This is a genomic window from Ruegeria sp. R14_0 (genome assembly GCF_017743975.1).
Taxonomy (GTDB): Bacteria; Pseudomonadota; Alphaproteobacteria; order Rhodobacterales; family Rhodobacteraceae; genus Ruegeria.
Genome location: NZ_JAGHRC010000006.1, coordinates 62,118 through 79,775 on the forward strand (window position 1 = coordinate 62,118; position 17,658 = coordinate 79,775).

Annotated in this window: 19 protein-coding genes and 1 pseudogene; 3 read left to right on the plus strand and 17 right to left on the minus strand. The window is 57.0% G+C overall.

What is annotated here, in order from left to right:
• Positions 1-18: 18 nt before the first annotated feature.
• From J7416_RS16500 to J7416_RS16515, 4 genes are all read right to left on the minus strand, one after another.
• On the minus strand, positions 19-858 hold the full coding sequence (locus J7416_RS16500) for an isoprenylcysteine carboxylmethyltransferase family protein (protein WP_209226345.1): 840 nt from the start codon (positions 856-858) through the stop codon (positions 19-21).
• The gene (locus J7416_RS16505; RefSeq protein WP_209226346.1) at positions 855-1,301 is read right to left on the minus strand and encodes a DUF393 domain-containing protein; all 447 of its coding nucleotides are present in this window, start codon (positions 1,299-1,301) and stop codon (positions 855-857) included. The genes J7416_RS16500 and J7416_RS16505 overlap by 4 nt, the downstream gene beginning before the upstream one ends.
• A 333-nt stretch (positions 1,302-1,634) precedes the next feature.
• Positions 1,635-2,963: an MATE family efflux transporter gene (locus J7416_RS16510; protein WP_209226347.1), complete on the minus strand. Its 1,329-nt coding sequence runs from the start codon at positions 2,961-2,963 to the stop codon at positions 1,635-1,637.
• Between the two features lie 255 nt (positions 2,964-3,218).
• Entirely contained in the window at positions 3,219-3,983 is a 765-nt protein-coding gene (locus tag J7416_RS16515) for a helix-turn-helix transcriptional regulator (protein ID WP_348540284.1), read from the minus strand.
• A 105-nt stretch (positions 3,984-4,088) separates the two neighbouring features.
• Here J7416_RS16515 and J7416_RS16520 point away from each other — a divergent pair, with 105 nt between their 5' ends.
• On the plus strand, positions 4,089-4,517 hold the full coding sequence (locus J7416_RS16520; protein WP_209226350.1) for a hypothetical protein: 429 nt from the start codon (positions 4,089-4,091) through the stop codon (positions 4,515-4,517).
• A 39-nt stretch (positions 4,518-4,556) separates the two neighbouring features.
• On the opposite strand, the gene J7416_RS16525 is transcribed toward J7416_RS16520, so the two are convergent.
• The 3 genes from J7416_RS16525 to J7416_RS16535 form a co-directional block, all read right to left on the minus strand.
• Positions 4,557-4,805 (minus strand): hypothetical protein, encoded by a 249-nt coding sequence (locus tag J7416_RS16525; RefSeq protein ID WP_209226352.1) that lies wholly within the window; start codon positions 4,803-4,805, stop codon positions 4,557-4,559.
• Between the two features lie 241 nt (positions 4,806-5,046).
• The gene (locus tag J7416_RS16530; RefSeq protein ID WP_209226353.1) at positions 5,047-5,631 is read right to left on the minus strand and encodes an NAD(P)H-dependent oxidoreductase; all 585 of its coding nucleotides are present in this window, start codon (positions 5,629-5,631) and stop codon (positions 5,047-5,049) included.
• Positions 5,632-5,642: 11 nt separating this feature from the next.
• Positions 5,643-6,575, minus strand: a complete 933-nt coding sequence (locus J7416_RS16535) for an alpha/beta hydrolase (protein ID WP_209226354.1) — start codon at positions 6,573-6,575, stop codon at positions 5,643-5,645.
• Positions 6,576-6,737: 162 nt separating this feature from the next.
• Here J7416_RS16535 and J7416_RS16540 point away from each other — a divergent pair, with 162 nt between their 5' ends.
• Positions 6,738-7,628, plus strand: a complete 891-nt coding sequence (locus tag J7416_RS16540; RefSeq protein WP_209226355.1) for an AraC family transcriptional regulator — start codon at positions 6,738-6,740, stop codon at positions 7,626-7,628.
• Positions 7,629-7,792: 164 nt separating this feature from the next.
• On the opposite strand, the pseudogene J7416_RS16545 reads toward J7416_RS16540, so the two are convergent.
• From J7416_RS16545 to J7416_RS16560, 4 genes and pseudogenes are all read right to left on the minus strand, one after another.
• Positions 7,793-8,183 (minus strand): annotated as a pseudogene (locus tag J7416_RS16545) (tyrosine-type recombinase/integrase).
• Between the two features lie 196 nt (positions 8,184-8,379).
• The gene (locus J7416_RS16550; RefSeq protein ID WP_209226357.1) at positions 8,380-9,195 is read right to left on the minus strand and encodes an alpha/beta hydrolase; all 816 of its coding nucleotides are present in this window, start codon (positions 9,193-9,195) and stop codon (positions 8,380-8,382) included.
• On the minus strand, positions 9,192-9,866 hold the full coding sequence (locus J7416_RS16555) for an RraA family protein (RefSeq protein WP_209226358.1): 675 nt from the start codon (positions 9,864-9,866) through the stop codon (positions 9,192-9,194). The genes J7416_RS16550 and J7416_RS16555 overlap by 4 nt, the downstream gene beginning before the upstream one ends.
• A gap of 3 nt (positions 9,867-9,869) precedes the next feature.
• Positions 9,870-10,241 (minus strand): cupin domain-containing protein, encoded by a 372-nt coding sequence (locus J7416_RS16560; protein ID WP_209226360.1) that lies wholly within the window; start codon positions 10,239-10,241, stop codon positions 9,870-9,872.
• Between the two features lie 164 nt (positions 10,242-10,405).
• Here J7416_RS16560 and J7416_RS16565 point away from each other — a divergent pair, with 164 nt between their 5' ends.
• Positions 10,406-11,335, plus strand: coding sequence for a LysR substrate-binding domain-containing protein (locus tag J7416_RS16565; RefSeq protein ID WP_209226362.1), 930 nt, complete (start codon positions 10,406-10,408; stop codon positions 11,333-11,335).
• Positions 11,336-11,749: 414 nt separating this feature from the next.
• On the opposite strand, the gene J7416_RS16570 is transcribed toward J7416_RS16565, so the two are convergent.
• The 6 genes from J7416_RS16570 to J7416_RS16595 form a co-directional block, all read right to left on the minus strand.
• Complete coding sequence (locus J7416_RS16570) at positions 11,750-13,057, minus strand: TRAP transporter large permease subunit (RefSeq protein WP_209226363.1); 1,308 nt, start codon at positions 13,055-13,057, stop codon at positions 11,750-11,752.
• Positions 13,057-13,557, minus strand: a complete 501-nt coding sequence (locus J7416_RS16575) for a TRAP transporter small permease (RefSeq protein WP_247744340.1) — start codon at positions 13,555-13,557, stop codon at positions 13,057-13,059. The genes J7416_RS16570 and J7416_RS16575 overlap by 1 nt, the downstream gene beginning before the upstream one ends.
• A gap of 62 nt (positions 13,558-13,619) precedes the next feature.
• On the minus strand, positions 13,620-14,627 hold the full coding sequence (gene dctP / locus J7416_RS16580; RefSeq protein WP_247744355.1) for a TRAP transporter substrate-binding protein DctP: 1,008 nt from the start codon (positions 14,625-14,627) through the stop codon (positions 13,620-13,622).
• A 99-nt stretch (positions 14,628-14,726) separates the two neighbouring features.
• Positions 14,727-15,338, minus strand: a complete 612-nt coding sequence (gene leuD, locus J7416_RS16585; RefSeq protein ID WP_209226366.1) for a 3-isopropylmalate dehydratase small subunit — start codon at positions 15,336-15,338, stop codon at positions 14,727-14,729.
• Positions 15,338-16,744 carry a 3-isopropylmalate dehydratase large subunit gene (gene leuC, locus J7416_RS16590; protein ID WP_209226367.1) on the minus strand — a complete coding sequence of 469 codons (1,407 nt, stop codon included), beginning with the start codon at positions 16,742-16,744 and terminating at the stop codon, positions 15,338-15,340. The genes leuD and leuC overlap by 1 nt, the downstream gene beginning before the upstream one ends.
• The gene (locus tag J7416_RS16595; RefSeq protein ID WP_209226369.1) at positions 16,741-17,544 is read right to left on the minus strand and encodes a GntR family transcriptional regulator; all 804 of its coding nucleotides are present in this window, start codon (positions 17,542-17,544) and stop codon (positions 16,741-16,743) included. The genes leuC and J7416_RS16595 overlap by 4 nt, the downstream gene beginning before the upstream one ends.
• Positions 17,545-17,658 lie beyond the last annotated feature (114 nt).

Consider the following 17,658-nt stretch of genomic DNA (forward strand, 5'->3'; position numbering starts at 1 on the left):
CCCCTGATTAATCACGGCTCATAAATCGACGCGTCTCTCCGGCCGCATGGTGCTGCTGCTGGCGCATCGTGGGATCGCATAAGGAACATTGTCTCTATAGTCTCGGAAACGCTGACCATATAGCTTCTCAAATCGCCGCTCTTTTAGTTTCGGCGCAGCAAGACAGTAACTTGTCAGCGCGACGGCGAGGGCAAGCTGGTCTGGGGTCCACACTGGCACCGTCCAAAGCGTCAACGCAAAGGCGACGTAGATTGGCTGGCGTATCACGCGGAACAACCCGGTTGTGGGCATGACTGGGAAAACTGGTTTGGCGTTTCGCATTAACGACATCCAGCCCAATGCGCCTGATTGAACCTCGGCCCCGGCATCCCAGCTGGCTTTAATCAGTAACGCCCAAGATGCTACATAGAGCGCGCTAATCAGGTAGAATGCCCAACCCTCTGCCTGCCACCAGATGACACCTGTGGGGGTCCAAAGCGCAAAGAGCGCAAGCAGCTGAAGCGAGGCGATGATTGCATACGTGGATGTGCTCAACGTCGCGCCATGGGGACTTGGGACAAGGCCAGAGAGCCACTTCTTGCCGGAGCCTGACAAGAGGAATGAGTGCGTCACCGGAAATTGCAAAACCAAAATGGCGTTGACGAATGCTGCGGTTGGCCAAGGCACAGCTCCAATGCTTTTGCTCATGCCAAAAAACATGGCCACCACCATCGCAAGAACGGCGGCGGCAAAGATGGTGTGAGTGATGAATCCAAAACACAGGGCGAGTATGATGCGACCGGTGCCAGGAGCGGGCTCGAAAACCCCTTTCACGAGCCAGATTAGCCGTTTGAAATGACTATCGCCGGGGCTGATCATGAAAGCGTATCTTTCCGGCTGACCGGCTTTGCTCCGACCCAAGATGCGATCCGCGAGAGCATCGGCCTAAGCGGCAGGAAACCCCGATACGCAAGCTCTAGCAAAGGCAACATCCCCGGTAATCTTGCGATACGCGCCATCCAATGCCACTTGGGTAAAGCGCCCCATAGCTCTGTGAAACCGCGCGCGCCCGAAACAAGTTTTCCATCCGCTCGTCGTACATGAAACCGACCCATTGCATCTTGCCGCGTTAGATCGTCACCAAGACGCACATCAGGATTTGAGACGTCAACAAATCGCAGTCGATCAGCGCCCTTGCACGAGGCATAATGCTCGATCTCAACGGAACAGAGCGGGCAAGATCCGTCGTAGTACACCGTAGCGCACGCGTGATCGGCTCTATCCGATTTGACTGCAACCTCAACTCGTTCCGTTTTGTGCATTGTCTTCGACCTCTACCAGCGGGGTGAGCCAGATCTTCCTGAAGAGCTAGCGCAAATGCTGAAGAAACGAGGGCGCAGCAGCGGCAACTTGGTGTGGTACAAGGCCGCAACTTTCGGAGCAGCTGTCCAAATTCAAAGGCGGAACTGCCCGCAACTGGAGACTGCAAAGCCAAATTGTGAATCTCTGCTTTGTGCCGCAATCGCGGGGTCCGAACCCGATCTCACGTATTACACCTAAGGCCCAAGATGTCTTAGCCCAATGATCTGGTAAGTCATATCACTCCACTGCGAAGTGGCTCGCGGTTGGGTTTCCCGAATCGATCTACCCTAAATTCAAACTCGAGTTAGCGCCCAGAACCGCAAGGGCAGGGCGACGGCTGCTGCCACCAGACCCAGAGTATAACCAATCCAGACGCCGACGGCTCCGAGACCAAAGAGGAAACCCAGTGCATAGCTGGCCGGCAAGGCAAGCGGCCAATAGGCCGTCAGGGTAATGATCGTTGGCAGGCTCATGTCTGACATTCCTCTCAGCGCGCCCAACGCAGTTCCTTGAACGCCATCCGCAACCTGCAGTAGAGCCACGATAAAAAACAACGTGACCGCCAGGTCAATTACGGCCGGGTCATCCGACATCGTTTCCGCCAGCACTCGGCCAGCAGCAATGAAGACGATTGCGGCAACCGCCTGCCAGAGCGTGACCATCACAAAAGATGCTTTGAGGATCGGCCTGAGCCTTTCTTGACTTCCTGCACCGACTGCAAGACCCACACGGATCGAGGCGGCACCCGCCATGCCAAGCGGGATCATATAGGCCAGCCCCGCAAGCGCGTTGACGATCTGATGGGCGGCCAGCGCCTCGGCCCCCAACCAGCCCATCATCAGGCCCACCACAGCGTAGGCTCCGCCTTCACCCGCATAGCCAAGACAGAGCGGCAGGGCGTCTTTGGCCTGTGACCAGACATCCGCCCATGCAACGGTCACCCGCTGGCGAAAGGCGGCCAGCCCAGGCGCGCGTATCAACACATAGATCCCGGCAACCAGCGACGTACATTGTGAGAGTATGCTGGCCAGACCAGCGCCCAGAATTCCAAGATCAAGGATGTGAATGAAGGCATAGTTTGCGGGTACGTTGAACAGGACGCCCAGATAAGACAGCGCCACAGCCGTCCAGGGCCGTCCAACGGCGTCGAACAGAGCCTTCAGGCCGAAAAACAGAGTGAAAGGCACGATCCAGATTGCCATCGACATCCAGTACGGCAGCAGGATCGCCAGAACCTCCTTCGGTTGACCCAAAGGCCCAAGCAGCGGATAGAGTGCGATCATCACCAATGCCGCGGCGCCGCCGCCCAGAAGGCACAACAACAGCCCGCTGCGCAACGCCAGAGCAACACGCGCGGCATCGCGCGCGCCCTCGGCTTGGCTAATCTGTACGGAAATAGCGGTGATCACGCCCCAAAGAGCGGAAATCAGGATGATCAGAACGGCCGTGGTCACACCTGCCGCCGCCAGCGGGACTGTTCCGAGCGGAGAAATCATCGCCGTATCTACGACACCTATCAAAAGTGCGGCGGCCAGCCCGACCATCAACGGAACGGCCAACCGGATCAGCGGCGTGAACTCGGCGCGGGTGGGCGCCTGCGAAATCAGGATTTGGTCTTTCATGGGTCACCTGCCGGAAAAGATCCGGCGAAAAAGTCGCGATAAGGAGCTTTATGCTCGGAATGACGAGGGGCTGTTCAGCCCTGCGACGGGAACACCATGAAATTGGTCCTTTTTGGGACAAGTTAACAGGTACGGTTCTAGGGGAAGAATTATTCTGCGTCCAGATCGCTTTTTTGGCCTGTTTTCCTAACTCTGCCCAGGTCTAGAATGAGCGGGGTTCACCAGGATGTGGTGGGAACCTGTCCAGACTATCATCTAATTGGAAGCGGTATGGTCTAGGTCGTGCAGAAATTGGGCACTTTGGTCGTCGGCCGGAAAAAACAGCTCAATTTTCATATCGTCTAGCGTGACGTCCGTGACTGTGCTGAATTGCGCAACGGTTCCAAACATGGAAAGCCGCTGAGCACCAAAACGGTAGATCGTGAAAATTGTCGGCCCGATCACCGCGTCGCGACGGGCATGTCCCTGTTGCGATAATGTGTGCGCCGCTGCATCCAGTTCGGGTATACCGCCTGCATTTGCGCTTTCGGCACGCAGCCGCAACATGGTGTGATGCGCGACCTCGGGCCAGTTTTCGACAAGCTCAGGCATCAGCGGGCTGATCAGCAGGTCCAGCAGGCTTTGCCCTTCGCTGATCCCCAGCGGCTTGAAAAGCCTTTGCGCACCGCTGTTGAGCATTACAACCGTCCAGAGCCGATCTAACACCATTCCCGGGTAAGGGGCATGTTGCTGCAAAGTCCATTCGACCGCATCTCGGATAGGCGACATCGCCGCGTCATCAATTGGCGTTGCCGCAAATCGCGGGGCAAACCCTTCAGCGCGCATCATCTGATTGCGGGTATCGACCGGTAGATTCATGACCTCGGACAGGTGAAGGATCATATCCGGGCTGGGTCGGGACCGCCCAGTTTCAAGAAAAGAGATATGGCGTGCGCTGACCTCAGCTTCGACCGCAAGGTCTAGTTGGCTCATTCTGCGTCGCTTGCGCCACACTTTCAGCATGTCGGGATAGGGTGTCATGACCTGAGTCTAGCAAGGGTTCGAACAGAATTCACTTACCTCTGAGGTAATTGAGTTGCCCACGCCGCACGTCGCATGAAGGACGCATACCGAAAGGAGAAAGTCATGACCCAACAACAGTCAGCAATGCGAATTTCCGGTGGTGTTCTAGTCGCAACCGGGGCGCTTCTTGCGCTAGCCGCGCTTCCGTTTCTTCATATCGTTGCGCATATCTTTCTGCAAATCGCGTATTGGCCAATTCACGATGTTCCCGCGGAACTGATGGTTCCGTCGCCTTTACTGCTGGTGATCACCGGTGGCCTGACCGTTGGCTTGGGGGGAATGCAGTGGGCGCTGGGAACTTATGTTGCTCCGGTTTCAGCGGCAGCCGCGACCAAGACCGCACAGATTGCGGCGTGGTCTTGGTTTTGCGTCGATAGCTCAGGCTCCGTTCTGGTGGGTGCACCCTTCAACGTCGTTCTGAACCTGTCATTTCTGGTCTTGATCTTGATGTCCTGCCGACCCCGGACGGCAAGCGAACACGCAACACCCTGATGCGATGCGGCATCTATTGGGATAGAAAAGAAGTACCGGCTATTCCAGAAAACCGTCGATGGTCGAGGTGACTTCAACGGCGGTTTCCACATCGGACATGCGGGTGTTCTCAAAGGCGCTGCCGCTTTCGATACTTGGCCTGAGCCGCTTACATATGGGCAGGATCTCCTCTTCGGACCAGCCGGCCTTGGTTTTTTGCAGGTTGCAGGACAAGTGCGAAACGATCTCTGCGGCGGCCTTGAACAAACGGCTACGGTCGAAGGAAAGGATGCAGTGCGTCGGTACCAATCGTCTGAAAAGGTGCGACGGGGCTTCTGCGGGATCTGTGGATCTGCGATCCGATCTACCGCGCCTGGACGGCTAGGCGCAAACAACACTTACTTGCAGTCACGTTTCCGACTTCTCATGGCCTTGCTGAACAGTAGGCTGAGGCGGTTGCAACTCTGCTTCTGGTAATTCAGAGGAACGGCGGGGCCGCACATTGGCACCCATCGCCCTCCTCAATCCGGTCGGATGAGGCCTATTGCACCTAGAAATTCTCGCCTAGATGTGCCGTCAGGCGTTCAAAATCCGCTTCGATTTCTGGGTTCTTCATCACATCGTAGCACGCGAATGTCGGCAGAGCCTCCATTGCGAAGAACCGAAAGTTCATGTGCATTGGGAGCCAGAGATCGTCGACGCTTTTGCCTTGGAACAGGTACTGTGAGGGATCGTCGAAGGCTTCCCGCGGCGCGTTGAAGGTCAGCGACAGCATGTACTTCTTCCCAACCAAAGCGCCACCGGATCCGTATCCCTCCTTCGGGGCCTTCGAGCTGCGTCCGTCATAGAGGCAAAGCGCTCCGGCCATACCGGCCGTATAGACCTCATCCATGAACTTCTTCATTGGCCATGGAACGCCCATCCAGTTGACCGGTGACTGCACGATGATCACATCTGCCCATTGGTGCTGCTTCAGCTCTTCCTCGACATCCCAGGCCTCATCGGTCGAGGTGGCCTTGACCTCATACCCCTTCGCAGTGAGCTGCTCGGTCATGCGGCGGACGATTTCTCCGTTGAGTCCGCCAGGGGCGAACTCATAGTAGTGGTGGGCATTGATGATGTATGCATTTGGCATCTCAGACACCCTCAGTTCATGTACTTGTCGAACCACGCGACCATGCGCTCGGGGTGCTCGCCGAAGTAATTGTAGCCATCGAAACGGCGCGTGGTGCCTTCGATCCAGAACATCTCCTTTTCATTGGTGCCGAGAAGGTCAAATGTCTTCTGACCGTCCTCTTGCGTCGTCCAAGCGTCGTCTTTGACCTGCACCACAAAGGTCGGGACCTTCACAGCGCCTGCGAAATCATGTGGTGTCATTTCAGCATTGGTGAAGCCGCCGAGCTTCTTTTGCTCGAAATCCATTTGCTCCATGTACTCGCTAACGCCCTGCAGCTTGGCAAACTCGCCCATGAGCGAAGTCATCGACACGACCAGCGGGCTCAGCATGCAGAGAACGTTCTCAAACATATCAGGTCGGCGTGACATGGCCTCGTACTGGGCGTTGCCACCGGTGCATTGGCTGTAAAGGCCGAGCTTCATCTTCGACAGCTTGGGATCGGAGTCGACATAAGCCTTCGCCCCGACGCAGTCACGCCATTCATAGCGACCGATGCCGCAAATGCCGCCGTTTGCTGCGCCAGAATTGCCATGGTTTCGTAGGTCATAGGCAAGAACGTTGTAGCCAGCGCGTGCGAGATGCGCGATATGCGCGACAAAGTCGATCTCGATGTCGTCGACGCCGCTCCACGGCTCGCCCCAATGGCCCGTAAAGCCAGATCGGCTCATGGGCATCGGGTGGTTCATAATGATCAGCTTGTCGCTCTCGCCACCTACAGCAGGCACATACCAGCCTTCGAGCGGTGTGCCATCGTCGGATTGGAAAGTAATGTCTTGCCACTCAGGGATACCATGATCGGCAGGCGTCTTGTGCACCGGGGTGCGAAACATCGGCTTGACCGCGAAGTTCGCGAGGTACTTCACAACAGTAAGCTTTTCTTCAGGGATTTGTGCATCTGGCATTGTGGCCTCCTTGTCTCTGATGACCGGGAGGTAGGCGCTGCCGCCGTAGTGCGGAATGTCAGCGGCTCTCAGGAATCTGTCAGATTCTATCATTTTCTTCGCTGAGACCTAAAAACGCCCAAGTGTTCTGTTAAGTTACGCGACAAACAAAGAGAAAATGTCATGCACGATGCTCTCACCGGCGCAGCGGATGCGCTTCTGACACGATACCGGAATTGCACGCCGGGCGGCTTCAACGACACGGACTTTGATCATGTTCGCTTCTTCTTTACGGACCGGGCGATCCCGCGTGAGCCTCTGCATTATCCCCCTGGTCTAGCCATCATGCTGTCAGGCAAAAAGATCGGTTTCCTGAACGGTCGGCGTTTTGAATATGGCGCGGGATCCTATCTTGCGTTGGGCCTGCCGCTGGTTTTCGAGTGCGAAACGCAGGCGTCACCGGATGTACCGCTGTGCGGTCTCTTCATCTCGCTATGCCCAACTACGCTGTCAGAGTTAAGCACCGTCGTCCCTATTCGGGCCCAGACCCGTGCAGATCTGTCAACGCATCAGGGTGTCGAACCCTTGCAGGTACAATCCCCCATGGCTGACGCCATCGCGCGCCTGGTGCACCAACTCTGTACGCCACCGCAAGCGCAAGCCTTGGGCTCAGGCACAATTCGCGAGGTATTGTTCCACGCCCTGAGCGACAATCATGGCCGAGTGCTGATGGCCCTGACGCAAATGGGTCAGCCGGAGGCGCGCATCGCGGAGCTTTTGCGGTGGGCCGAAAACCAGGATGAAGCACGGCTAGACACAAATGCGCTTGCTGCCCGTGCCGGAATGAGCCCGGCGACATTGCATCGCTATTTCAGAAGCGTCACCGGCTATCCACCATCGCAATATTTCAAACGACAGAAGTTGCTCCGCGCTAAGGGTTTGCTGAGCGCACAGGGTTTCACGGTGGCTCAAACGGCTCATACTATAGGCTATGGGGACCCAGCAAATTTCAGCCGCGACTACCGCAAACTTTTTGGGCATCCTCCCAGCCAGGATCGGCAAGGTGCGCTCTAGCCTTCGAGCGGATCTCCAGTCAAATCCGTTCCGCAAAACGCGATGTCAACAGGTTGAAATTCTCGCAGATGCGGCCAATGGCGGCTTTGCCGCGCTGCATTGCAGTGAAAAAGCTGAGCAATGAACGGCAGCTCTCGGCCGCCCGCGAGAGCGACCTGTGAGTGTTAAATCTCAATGGCTTCAGCGATGGCCAAGGCATCCTCGAGTTCGACGCCGAGATACCGGACTGTACTGTCCATCTTAGTATGGCCAAGAAGAAGGTGAACAGCGCGTAGGTTTCCGGTCTTTTTGTAGATCTGAGTGACCTTTGTTCTCCTCATAGAATGGGTTCCGTAAGCGCTTGCTTCGAGGCCGATCGATGTGACCCAATCGCGGACAATCTGTGCATATTGCCATGTTGAAGAGCGCAAGATCGCGATGGTTTTCGGCAAGCTCGAGGCGAACTCGGTTTGCCCAGACATGCTTTGGTTTCAGCGGTCGCTTCTGGCCGACGATGCGTCCTGTGTTCCAAGCTGGGCGAAGAGCACGAATGGCAGGTAAATTTGGGGTTTCCATGGTTGATCCTCCGGTCCGCCATACCCGCCCACAACGACAACCCGACGTTGACCGAAAAATTTTATCACGGAATGCTGCGCTGCCTCCGAGGTCTGCGATGAGCCCATTGTACCCAATGCGGCGCGACGCATGCAGGTCAGCTTCAGAAATACTTTATCATACATAGGACCGCAGCAATCATTCGTTGCAAACGAGGTTACTGCGTAGCCTCGCTACGGGTGATAAACTGGCTAATTCGGCGCCACATTTCAGGTGGGTTCGCGTACATCGGAAAATGGCCGCAGTCCGGAATTTCAGCGAGTTCCACGCCTTGGGCCGCAATGTGGGGCAAATAACTCAGAGAAGCATTCTGATCACCGTACATGAACATCTTCGGGCACGGCAGGCCGAGAAACCGTTCCATCAGCCCAGCATTGTCCGACAGATCGACCATCGAGGTGAAGATACCGCGCACCGCCTCTGGGCGTACTTTATGCGCCAGACTGGCGGCATAGAGTGGGCTCGACCAAGCAGGTGCCCCGCGGGCGCGTTCGATGAAGTCATTCATAAACGCTTCGGGGCTTTCAGCCGGGTGGTCATGAATCTGACGGCTGAGGAAACAGTCCTCGGGCGCGATGTTGCCTTCTATGTCGCAAAAACTCAGGACACGGTCCGGATAGGCGCTCGCCAGCATCAAAGCCGTGAGGCCACCCATTGAATGGCCCACAAGATGAAAGCGATCGATCCCCTCCGCGTCCAGCATGGCAAGGGCGGTGTTGACGAGAAAGGGGATGTCAACGCGGCTGAGGTCGTCACAGGACGTCCGACCGCATCCCGGGGCGTCATATGCCAAGATCCCGCGCTGATCGAAGTCCCGGTAGCGTTGAATATCTGCGTAATCCTCTTTGGTCGAGCCAAAGCCGTGCAGGAATAGTATAGGGGCTTGCTCGCCCTTTCGTCGGAGTGCGGAGACATTCACTTCAGTGCCATCAACGTAGAGCCTGCGCATGGTTTGCGGACACTCGGGACTCATCCGGTTTTCCTTTCCAAACGCGTGACCTCGGGTATGCCATAGATTTCTGCGAGCGTACCGCCGTTATCAAGCGCAGCCAACGCACGGGCTTCCTTCGCCTTCAAAGATCGATATGCGCCAAGTACGATTTCGACACGAGACAAGGGAACGATTGTCACACCGTCCCCATCCGCCACCACAAGGTCACCGGGGCATACGGCCACGCCGCCGCAGGCAATTGGGCCGTCTATTTCGCCCCCAAAATTCTTGTGCGGGCCGGCGGGAACGGTCCCTCGGGTAAAACATGGGAAGGCACTGGCCGTAATATCGGACCGGTCGCGCACGGCCCCGTCAATGACCAGCCCCGCGATGCCTTTCCGCCGCGCCGCTTCGGTCATCAACCCGCCCCAAACGGCGTTGCCCAGAAAACCTCCCGCATCCGCAACCAAGACATCGCCTCGCTCTACCAGATCAAGCGCGGCATGCAGTGCACTGTTGTCACCCACGGTGCAACGGACTGTGCGGGCCTGACCAACCAGGCGCATGTTCGGGGCCAGTGGCTGGATACCCCCCTCCATCGCCTGCGCCCGGTCAAGACAATCAGAGACAGCGGCGGCCTCCGCCCCTGCCCAAGCGGCCATTTCCTCGGTGGAAAGCCGACGGAACTCGGCCATGTGCTGCGTAACCGGCACGGCTCAGCCTGCTCCGAACCCGGAACCAGGCTTGCGATATTCATCGCGCGGCGGCGCAAAGATATCCAGAACGCGACATCCATCGGCGCCTGCGCGCATCGTGTGCGGTACGCCACCAGGTGTGCGCCAGAAATCGCCCTTTGCAAACGGGATTTCCTGGTCACCCTGAACTCGGATACCAGACCCTTCAAGACACATGCCCCATTGTTCTTCCGGGTGCTGGTGCAGGCTTCCAGATGCGCCCGGCTCGACCGTGACGACGGAAATCATCGCCTGATCGCCTGGGTAGATATGCGCTGACAATCCGTCCGCCAGTTGCCGTACGATCGCGTCACTGCAATCATCAATATTGTGGAATTCCGGGTGTTTGGTCATGGCTCGTTTTCCTTGCCTGACAGACAGCAGGCGGTTTGGGGAGGCAGGGCAATGCCTGACGTTTCCAAGGATCTGCCCGAGATTTTGCCACATCATGTCTAAACTGGAAAATCCTGTTAAAAGATTTCTGTGATAGTTTTTGCGAATGAAAGGGCATGGTGAAAATGCAGGTTGATTTTCGGCTGAACCGTCAATTGTGGATGTTTTTGGCCGTTGCCGAAGAGGGACATTTCGGGCGTGCCGCCGAGCGGCTTGGAATGACGCAACCACCTTTGTCTGAACATATCAAAACGCTTGAGGCTGCGCTTGGTGTGACATTGTTCGACAGATCCAGACGCGGCACAAAACTCACGGCTGCGGGAGTGGCGCTTTTGCCAGCCGCGCGAAAATTCATGGATCAGGTTGCGGATCTGGAGCGCACCGTCAGAGAGGTCGCCGCCGGTCAATCCGGGATTCTGAACGTCGGGGCCATAACCTCGGCCATGACCGATATCATACCGCAGTGGATGTGCAGCCTTCGCGAGGCCCTTCCGCATCTGACAGTTTCAATCCATGAAATCGACAGTGTCGAGGCTGCACCGGGCTTGATCAGCGGCGCTTTGGATATGGCATTCTATCGTTTGGATGGCGCTCCCGGCGACGGTCTTGATGCGTTTCCAGTGACCTTCGACAAGCTATGGGTCGCGATGCCTGCCGATCACCCTGACGCAGGTGCGGAGCAAGTACCTTTGTCCGATATCGCTGACAGCCCCCTTGTCATGTCGTCACGAAAGGTGAGCCCCGTCTATTTCGACAGTATCGTATCGGCGTGCCGGCTGCATGGGTTGAGCCCGAGGATACTGCACGAGGTGCGTTCCATTTCCTCGCAACTCGCGTATGTCAGTTGCGGACAGGGATTGGCACTTGTACCGGGGTCAATGAGGCGTTTGGCACCTGAAAACGTTCGGGTCGCGCCGTTGGCTGAGGACATCTCAATCGTTACAACCGCGGTTGCCTGGCCCGCAAACAGGCACGCGCCCATGACAGATCAGGCTGTGGACGTGTTGCGGAGTTTGATGTCGGAAGAATATCAGGCGTCGGAGCATGAAAGTTGAATCGTGCAATTGAAATGATTTGACACCGGTCTGGGCAAGGTAAGCCTCAAGCTTTCAAGAGCCATTCTTTTAGGCAAACCTGACTTTCGTGTCGACGTCGCGAATAGCCGCTAAGTCCCGCAAGGCGGTCGTTCAGCGGAATTAACCGAACGTCTGCTTCGAGCCCGTTGCTGCCATTCGCCAAGCTTCCCGCTTTCGCATGTGCAGCACGCCGCAATCCAGCGCATTCCGGACGTTCCCAGTCGCTTTACTGATTGTAGGACTGCGGACAAAGCTGCCGTTTGAATTTATTCAAAGCGAGTTCAGCGCGGATTGCTTACAGAGTCTTGCCTGTGCGTCGTCGTAAAAAACGTCCGCACTGTCGATCAGTGGCCTTTGCAAGGGCATTCATCCATCTTCCACAAAAAAACTGCCTCACAAGGACGGCAGGAACAAAGCCAGGTTTGGGAAAACGATCAATAGAACGACCAGCAGGATTGAGCAGAAAATAAACGGGAAAGCGGACGTATAGATTTCGCGCATCGTTGTGCCAGGCGGTGCGACACCTTTCATCACAAACAGCAACAACCCAAATGGTGGCGTGGTGAAGCTGATTTCGAGCGAGAGCAACATGATCAGACCGAACCAGATCGGATCAAACCCGAGTGTCTGCGCCAGTGGAAAGAAGATTGGCACGGTCAGCAACATGATCGAAATCTGTTCCATGAACATGCCAAGTAACAACAAGACAGCGAACATCACCGTCAGCATGGCCAATGGAGCAAGTTCAAACGCGATGGCCCAACTCACCAGTCCTCGCGATGCTCCGGAGAATGCCAAAAGCTGGCTGAACGTGGCCGAGCCGAATACGATCAAATAGGCCATCAGCGTGACCTTGAGAGCGCCGATGACCGACTTTTTGATCGCCTCCCACGAAAGGCAACGAAAAATCGCGGCCAGGATCAATACGCCTAATGCGCCAAACGCTGCTGCCTCGGATGGGGTGACAAAGCCACGGATCATCAAGACGATAATCACGACCATGACACCAACCATCGGCACGACCTCAGTCATGAGCAGTTTCAGGCGGTACGCCAACGACATGGGCTCGACGTCGTACGCAGGAGCCGCCTCGGGATCCAACCGAGTCTGGAGCCAGATCGTGCCGATGTAGAACAAGGCGAGTATCAGACCGGGAATGACTCCGGCTATCAGCAGTGCTGCGACATCTATCTGCGCAAGCGTGGCCAATAGAACGGCAAGCGCCGAGGGCGGGATGATGATCGCCAAACCACCGGTTCCCAAAATTGGTCCAATGCTCATGTATGATTTGTAGCCGCGGCGGTTCATTTCGGGGACCATGAGCGACCCCAAAAGCGCGGTTGAGCCCATCGACGACCCCGACAACGTTGAAAACGCGGTGCCGCCTAGAACCGTCACATAACTCAGCCGTCCCGGCAGTCGGCCAAGCAGTTTATCTATCGCGCTGAACATGCGCCCACCCAACCCGGTGTGGAAGAATATCTCACCCATCAATAAGAATAGCGGGATTGGCATCAACGCGTATTTGGTCAATGCGCCCAGCCCGTTGTTGAGGAGTTGCGTGACGCCACGCTCCCCCCCCATAAAGACCCAGGCCCCCAGAATGTTGGCTGCAAGAAAAGCCAGTGCCACGGGCATTCCGATGGCCATCAGGAACACGATCGACCCAAGCAGCAGGGCAAGCGCTTCGTACCACTCCATTATTCGTGTATCCCTGCTTCTCCGCTGTGCATCAGCTCAGGCCCGCAGACAAAGCGCGAAAACTCGACCGCCATCATTCCAAACGATAGCGGAAAGGCGATCGTCAGCATCCATCGGGGGAAATAGTAAGCGCGGGTGTCATAGTCCCCGCGCTCGATATTCGTCAGGACCAGATCAGCCCCTTGCCAGGCGAGGATCAGGCAGACCAGCACGCAGGCGGCTGCCACCGTACGGCTGACAATCCGGCGCAAACCAACAGGCAGCGCGGCCGTCACCAGTTCGATGTGGACGTGGCCCTTTTCCCGTACCAGCCAAGGCGCGCCCAGCATGGTCATGTACAACAGCCCGTATTCTGCAGACGTAAACAGCCAAGCAAAGGGTTGCAGCCCGGCATTTCGCATCAGAACTGACGTGATGACGGACAGCATCAGCCAAACCAGCAATAGACCAGCGATAATGGCCATGCCAAACAGCACTGCGTCGTAGATCCTTTTCATCATCCCGCCTGCTCTGCCCCTAGTAGTGAAAGGCCCGCCCGTCTGGGACGGGCCTGTCGGTGGTCTTAGTTCGCAGCGTCGAGATTGTAGAACAGTTCGATCAGGCGATCATAGTTATCGGTGCCGCCGGGCTGCTCGGCCATAAGGCCCTTCATACGCTCCCATGTCTTTTCTCGGGCCGCAGCAAGGTAGTTTGCCTTTGCCTCCCCTTCCAGCGTGACAACCGTCATGCCTGCAGCGTCCAGGGCCGCAAAGTCTTCGTCACGTTTGCTGCGCAGGGCTTCAACACTGTCTTTTTCGTGTTGGATCGCAACGTCTTGCAGGATCGTGCGCGCCTCTTCAGACAGCGAGTTCCAGCGATCAAGGTTCACAATGACGCCGAGATCAGTCGAGAAGAAGCATGGTTCGATGCGGTAGTTCAGGAACTCGTTCCACTTCAGGTCAATCAAGCCGATCTGGGTCCAGCCTGTCGCATCAACGACACCACGCTGCAGGGCCGAGTAGACCTCGCCCGTGGGCAGGTCGATTACTTGCGCACCAAGGTAATTGGTGAAGAAAGCGTTGTAGACGTTGTTGCCGCGCAGCTTCAACCCTTCGACTTCCAGATTGCCGTCAGCATCGAAACTGGGTTCGTTACGGGTCCAAAGGTTGTAGCAGACTCCGCTGTCGAACCAGCCGAGGTATTTCAGGCCCATTTTGTCCTGATGAATCTGGTCGATCAGTTCCGTTCCGCCATTTTCGCGGGTCTCGATCGCGGTCAGGTTCGACGCGACCATCGCATCTTTCTCGGGCAGCGCACCACCGTAGAACGAGCCCGGCGTGTAAACCATGTCAACGATCCCGTCGCGCACCGCATCGGGCTGTTGGAACATGCCAATCGCTTCCGGCCCGCCGCGCACATCGATCTGAATGACCCCTTTGCCCGCTTCGTTTACCTTGTCGACAAAGTCCAGAAAGCTTTGGGTATAGATCAGCGTTTCGGGAAAGGCGTGAACCGCCGAGATCGTTTCTTCGGCTTTGGCCGTTCCGGCGACGATCACGGCCCCTGCCAAAAGGCCAGCCAATGCGTTCATCTTCATATTTTTTCCTCCACGTGTTTCAGGGGCATTTTCCTGGTTTCCCCTAATTTCAGGTCTCTTGACCCGTATTGCGTCGTCTTTGCGCGACGTGTCCTATTCCGGTTTGTTCGGCCAGGCCCAAGGGGCGGCCTTGTTGCGGTTATCCCTATGAGCACTGATCGCTTGCGTATGTTGCTGGGTCAGATCGATGTCGTCCCAGCCGTTGATCAGCTTCACACGCCATCCTTCGTCCAACTCAAAGGTCAGTGTTATGTCCCCGAGGGTCAGGCGGCTCTCGGTCAGATCAATCGACGCAAGGCATGGGGCATCTTTCAGCGCCTGCTGCAGTTGCGCTACCTTCTCAGCGTCGACACGAGCGGGCAGGAGGCCGTTGTTGATGGCGTTGTTTGCGAAGATGTCGCCAAAACTGGGTGCGATGACCGCGCGAATGCCTGCGTCGACAAGCGCATAAACCGCCGCCTCGCGCGACGAGCCGCTGCCAAAGTTATGTCCGGCGACCAGAATGCTGATCCCCTCATGGCGGTTCAGCGGGAAATCCGCCGACATCTGTTCCTTGTCGTCCCGCCGCATGTCGTGAAGCAAATAGCGGCCATACCCCTCACTGCGCGGGACTGACATGAAGCGCGCCGGGATCAGTTGGTCCGTGTCGATGTTATCGAACGCCAGTGCCAGGGCCTGCCCCTGTTGAGTGCTCCACCCCGCCATTACGCCGCCCTGCCCTGCAAAAGCGGCCTTACATCCGTAATTGTACCCGTTACGGCCGCTGCGGCGACCATCGCCGGGGACATCAGATGCGTTCGCGCGCCCCGTCCCTGACGTCCTCTGAAATTGCGGTTGGTTGAGGATGCACAGCGCTTGCCCTCGGCCACAACGTCGCCATTCATGCCAACGCACATAGAGCAACCTGACGCTGCCCACTCCAACCCGGCATCTTGGAATATCCTGTCCAACCCTTCGGCTTCGGCCTGGGCCTTTACCCGCGCCGAACCGGGCGCGACAAGCCCCGGTACACGCGCCTGGCGCCCAGACAACACCAGAGCAGCCTCGCGAAGATCTTCAATCCGCCCATTCGTGCAGGAGCCGATAAACACCTGATCCACCGGGATACCGTCCAAAGGCTGCCCCGGCCTCAATGCCATGTACTCCAATGCTTCTTGTGCTGAATTTGACTTTGCTGGATCAGTGGCGTCTGGACTGGGGATGTTGGCCGTTATGGGCAGGGCCTGTTCCGGGCTGGTGCCCCACGTCACGGTTGGTGCGATGTCAGCTGCGCTCAGCGTAACCTCGCGATCGAAAACTGCCCCTTCGTCCGTGGTCAGGCCGCGCCACGCCTGTTGCGCTCTTTGCAGATCTGCGCCCGAAGGCGCGTATTCGCGCCCTTCGAGATAGGCAAACGTGATCTCATCCGGCGCGACCATGCCAAACCGTGCCCCGCCTTCGATTGAGAGGTTGCACAGTGTCATGCGCCCTTCCATCGACAAATCCCGAATTGTCTGACCTGCATACTCAATCGCGTGGCCCTGCGCACCGCCGCTGCCCAACTGCGCAATCCAGTTCAGGGCAATGTCCTTGGCAGTGACGCCGAACCCCAAATGCCCCTCGACGCTTATGCGCATGGCCTTGGGTTTCCTCTGCCAGACCGTCTGCGTGGCCAAAACATGCGCAACCTCTGTCGCCCCGATGCCGAAAGCCAATGCGCCAAATGCCCCGTGAGTGGATGTGTGGCTGTCCCCGCAATTGATAAGCAGCCCGGGCAATGTCAGACCCAACTCGGGCCCGATTACGTGAACGATGCCCTGCGACGGGTCGCTCAGATCAAAAAGTCTGATGTTGTGGTCCGACGCGTTGTTTCGCAAGGTTTCGATCATCCGGGCGATCTTTGGATCGGCGATCCGGTCTCGGTTTCTTGTGGGCGCGTAATGATCTGCCACCGCAAACGTAAGGGCAGGTTCAGCCACGGATAAGCCGCGTTCTGCCAGCTTGGCAAAGGCGTGATGAGACCCTTCATGCACTAAGTGGCGATCAACCCAAAGTAGCGACACACCATCCTCGCGCCTCAGAACCTCGTGCGAGGCCCAGAGTTTATCGAGCATGGTGCGCGGCGCGCTCATTTCCCGGCCTCCTCGCTGCGTCCGATCGCAGGCTCCCAATGCCGGGATGAACCGGTTCCCACACGCGCCAAAGGCATCTCGAGCCGAAACATGTCAGAACGATAGAGGCCAGATAGATACTCGACCCCATTTCCTTCGACATCCCGAACGATGCGCTTAAGCGATAGCAGAGCTGAGCCGACAGCAACGCCCAATGCCTCAGCCACGTCAGGCCCCGCCAATGTTGCGGAGACGGTCTGATGCGCCTGTTCAATCTGCACGCCGCTGCGCTCCAGAAGTTTGAACAGCGGAGTCGTGGCGAGGTCACTTTCCGAGTAGTTCTGCGCAATCACAGCGGGCACATAGGTCGTCAGATGCGAAAACGGGACGTCATCAGTCAAACGCACCCGTGTTGCGATCTGCACCTGATGGTCGCTCGGAAGCCCCATGGCCTTCGCCACCACCTCCGGAGCTTTGCCGTACGAAAACGATAATAGCCGCGCGGTTGTGCTCTGCCCCATTTCGACCAGCTGCGGCATGAGCGTGTTGAAATCCATCGCTGCGGGTGCACCCAGGGTGGATTGGCCGGAAACCCGGGTACCACTACCCGCCTGACGCTCGATCAGGCCATTGCGTGAAAGCGCGTCCAGCGCTCGCCGTATCGTCACTCGCGAGACGCTGAATTTTTCGGCCAGCCGCTGCTCACCGGGTAGTGTTTCCCCCGCCGAAAGCTGGCCTTCGGTGATTTGATCGTGCAGATGCAGGTAGACGCGTTGCGCCTTGGTCCCGTCCGGTAGATTGGCCGCGTTGATCTTGTTCACCCGTTGATTCCTCTATCACAGCACCTTCAATCGTAAAACCGGAACTTGGAAAATCAAGCTTTAGTATTATTGCTTCTCGAAAAATAGTCTTACAATTGTTTAGCAAGCTGTATT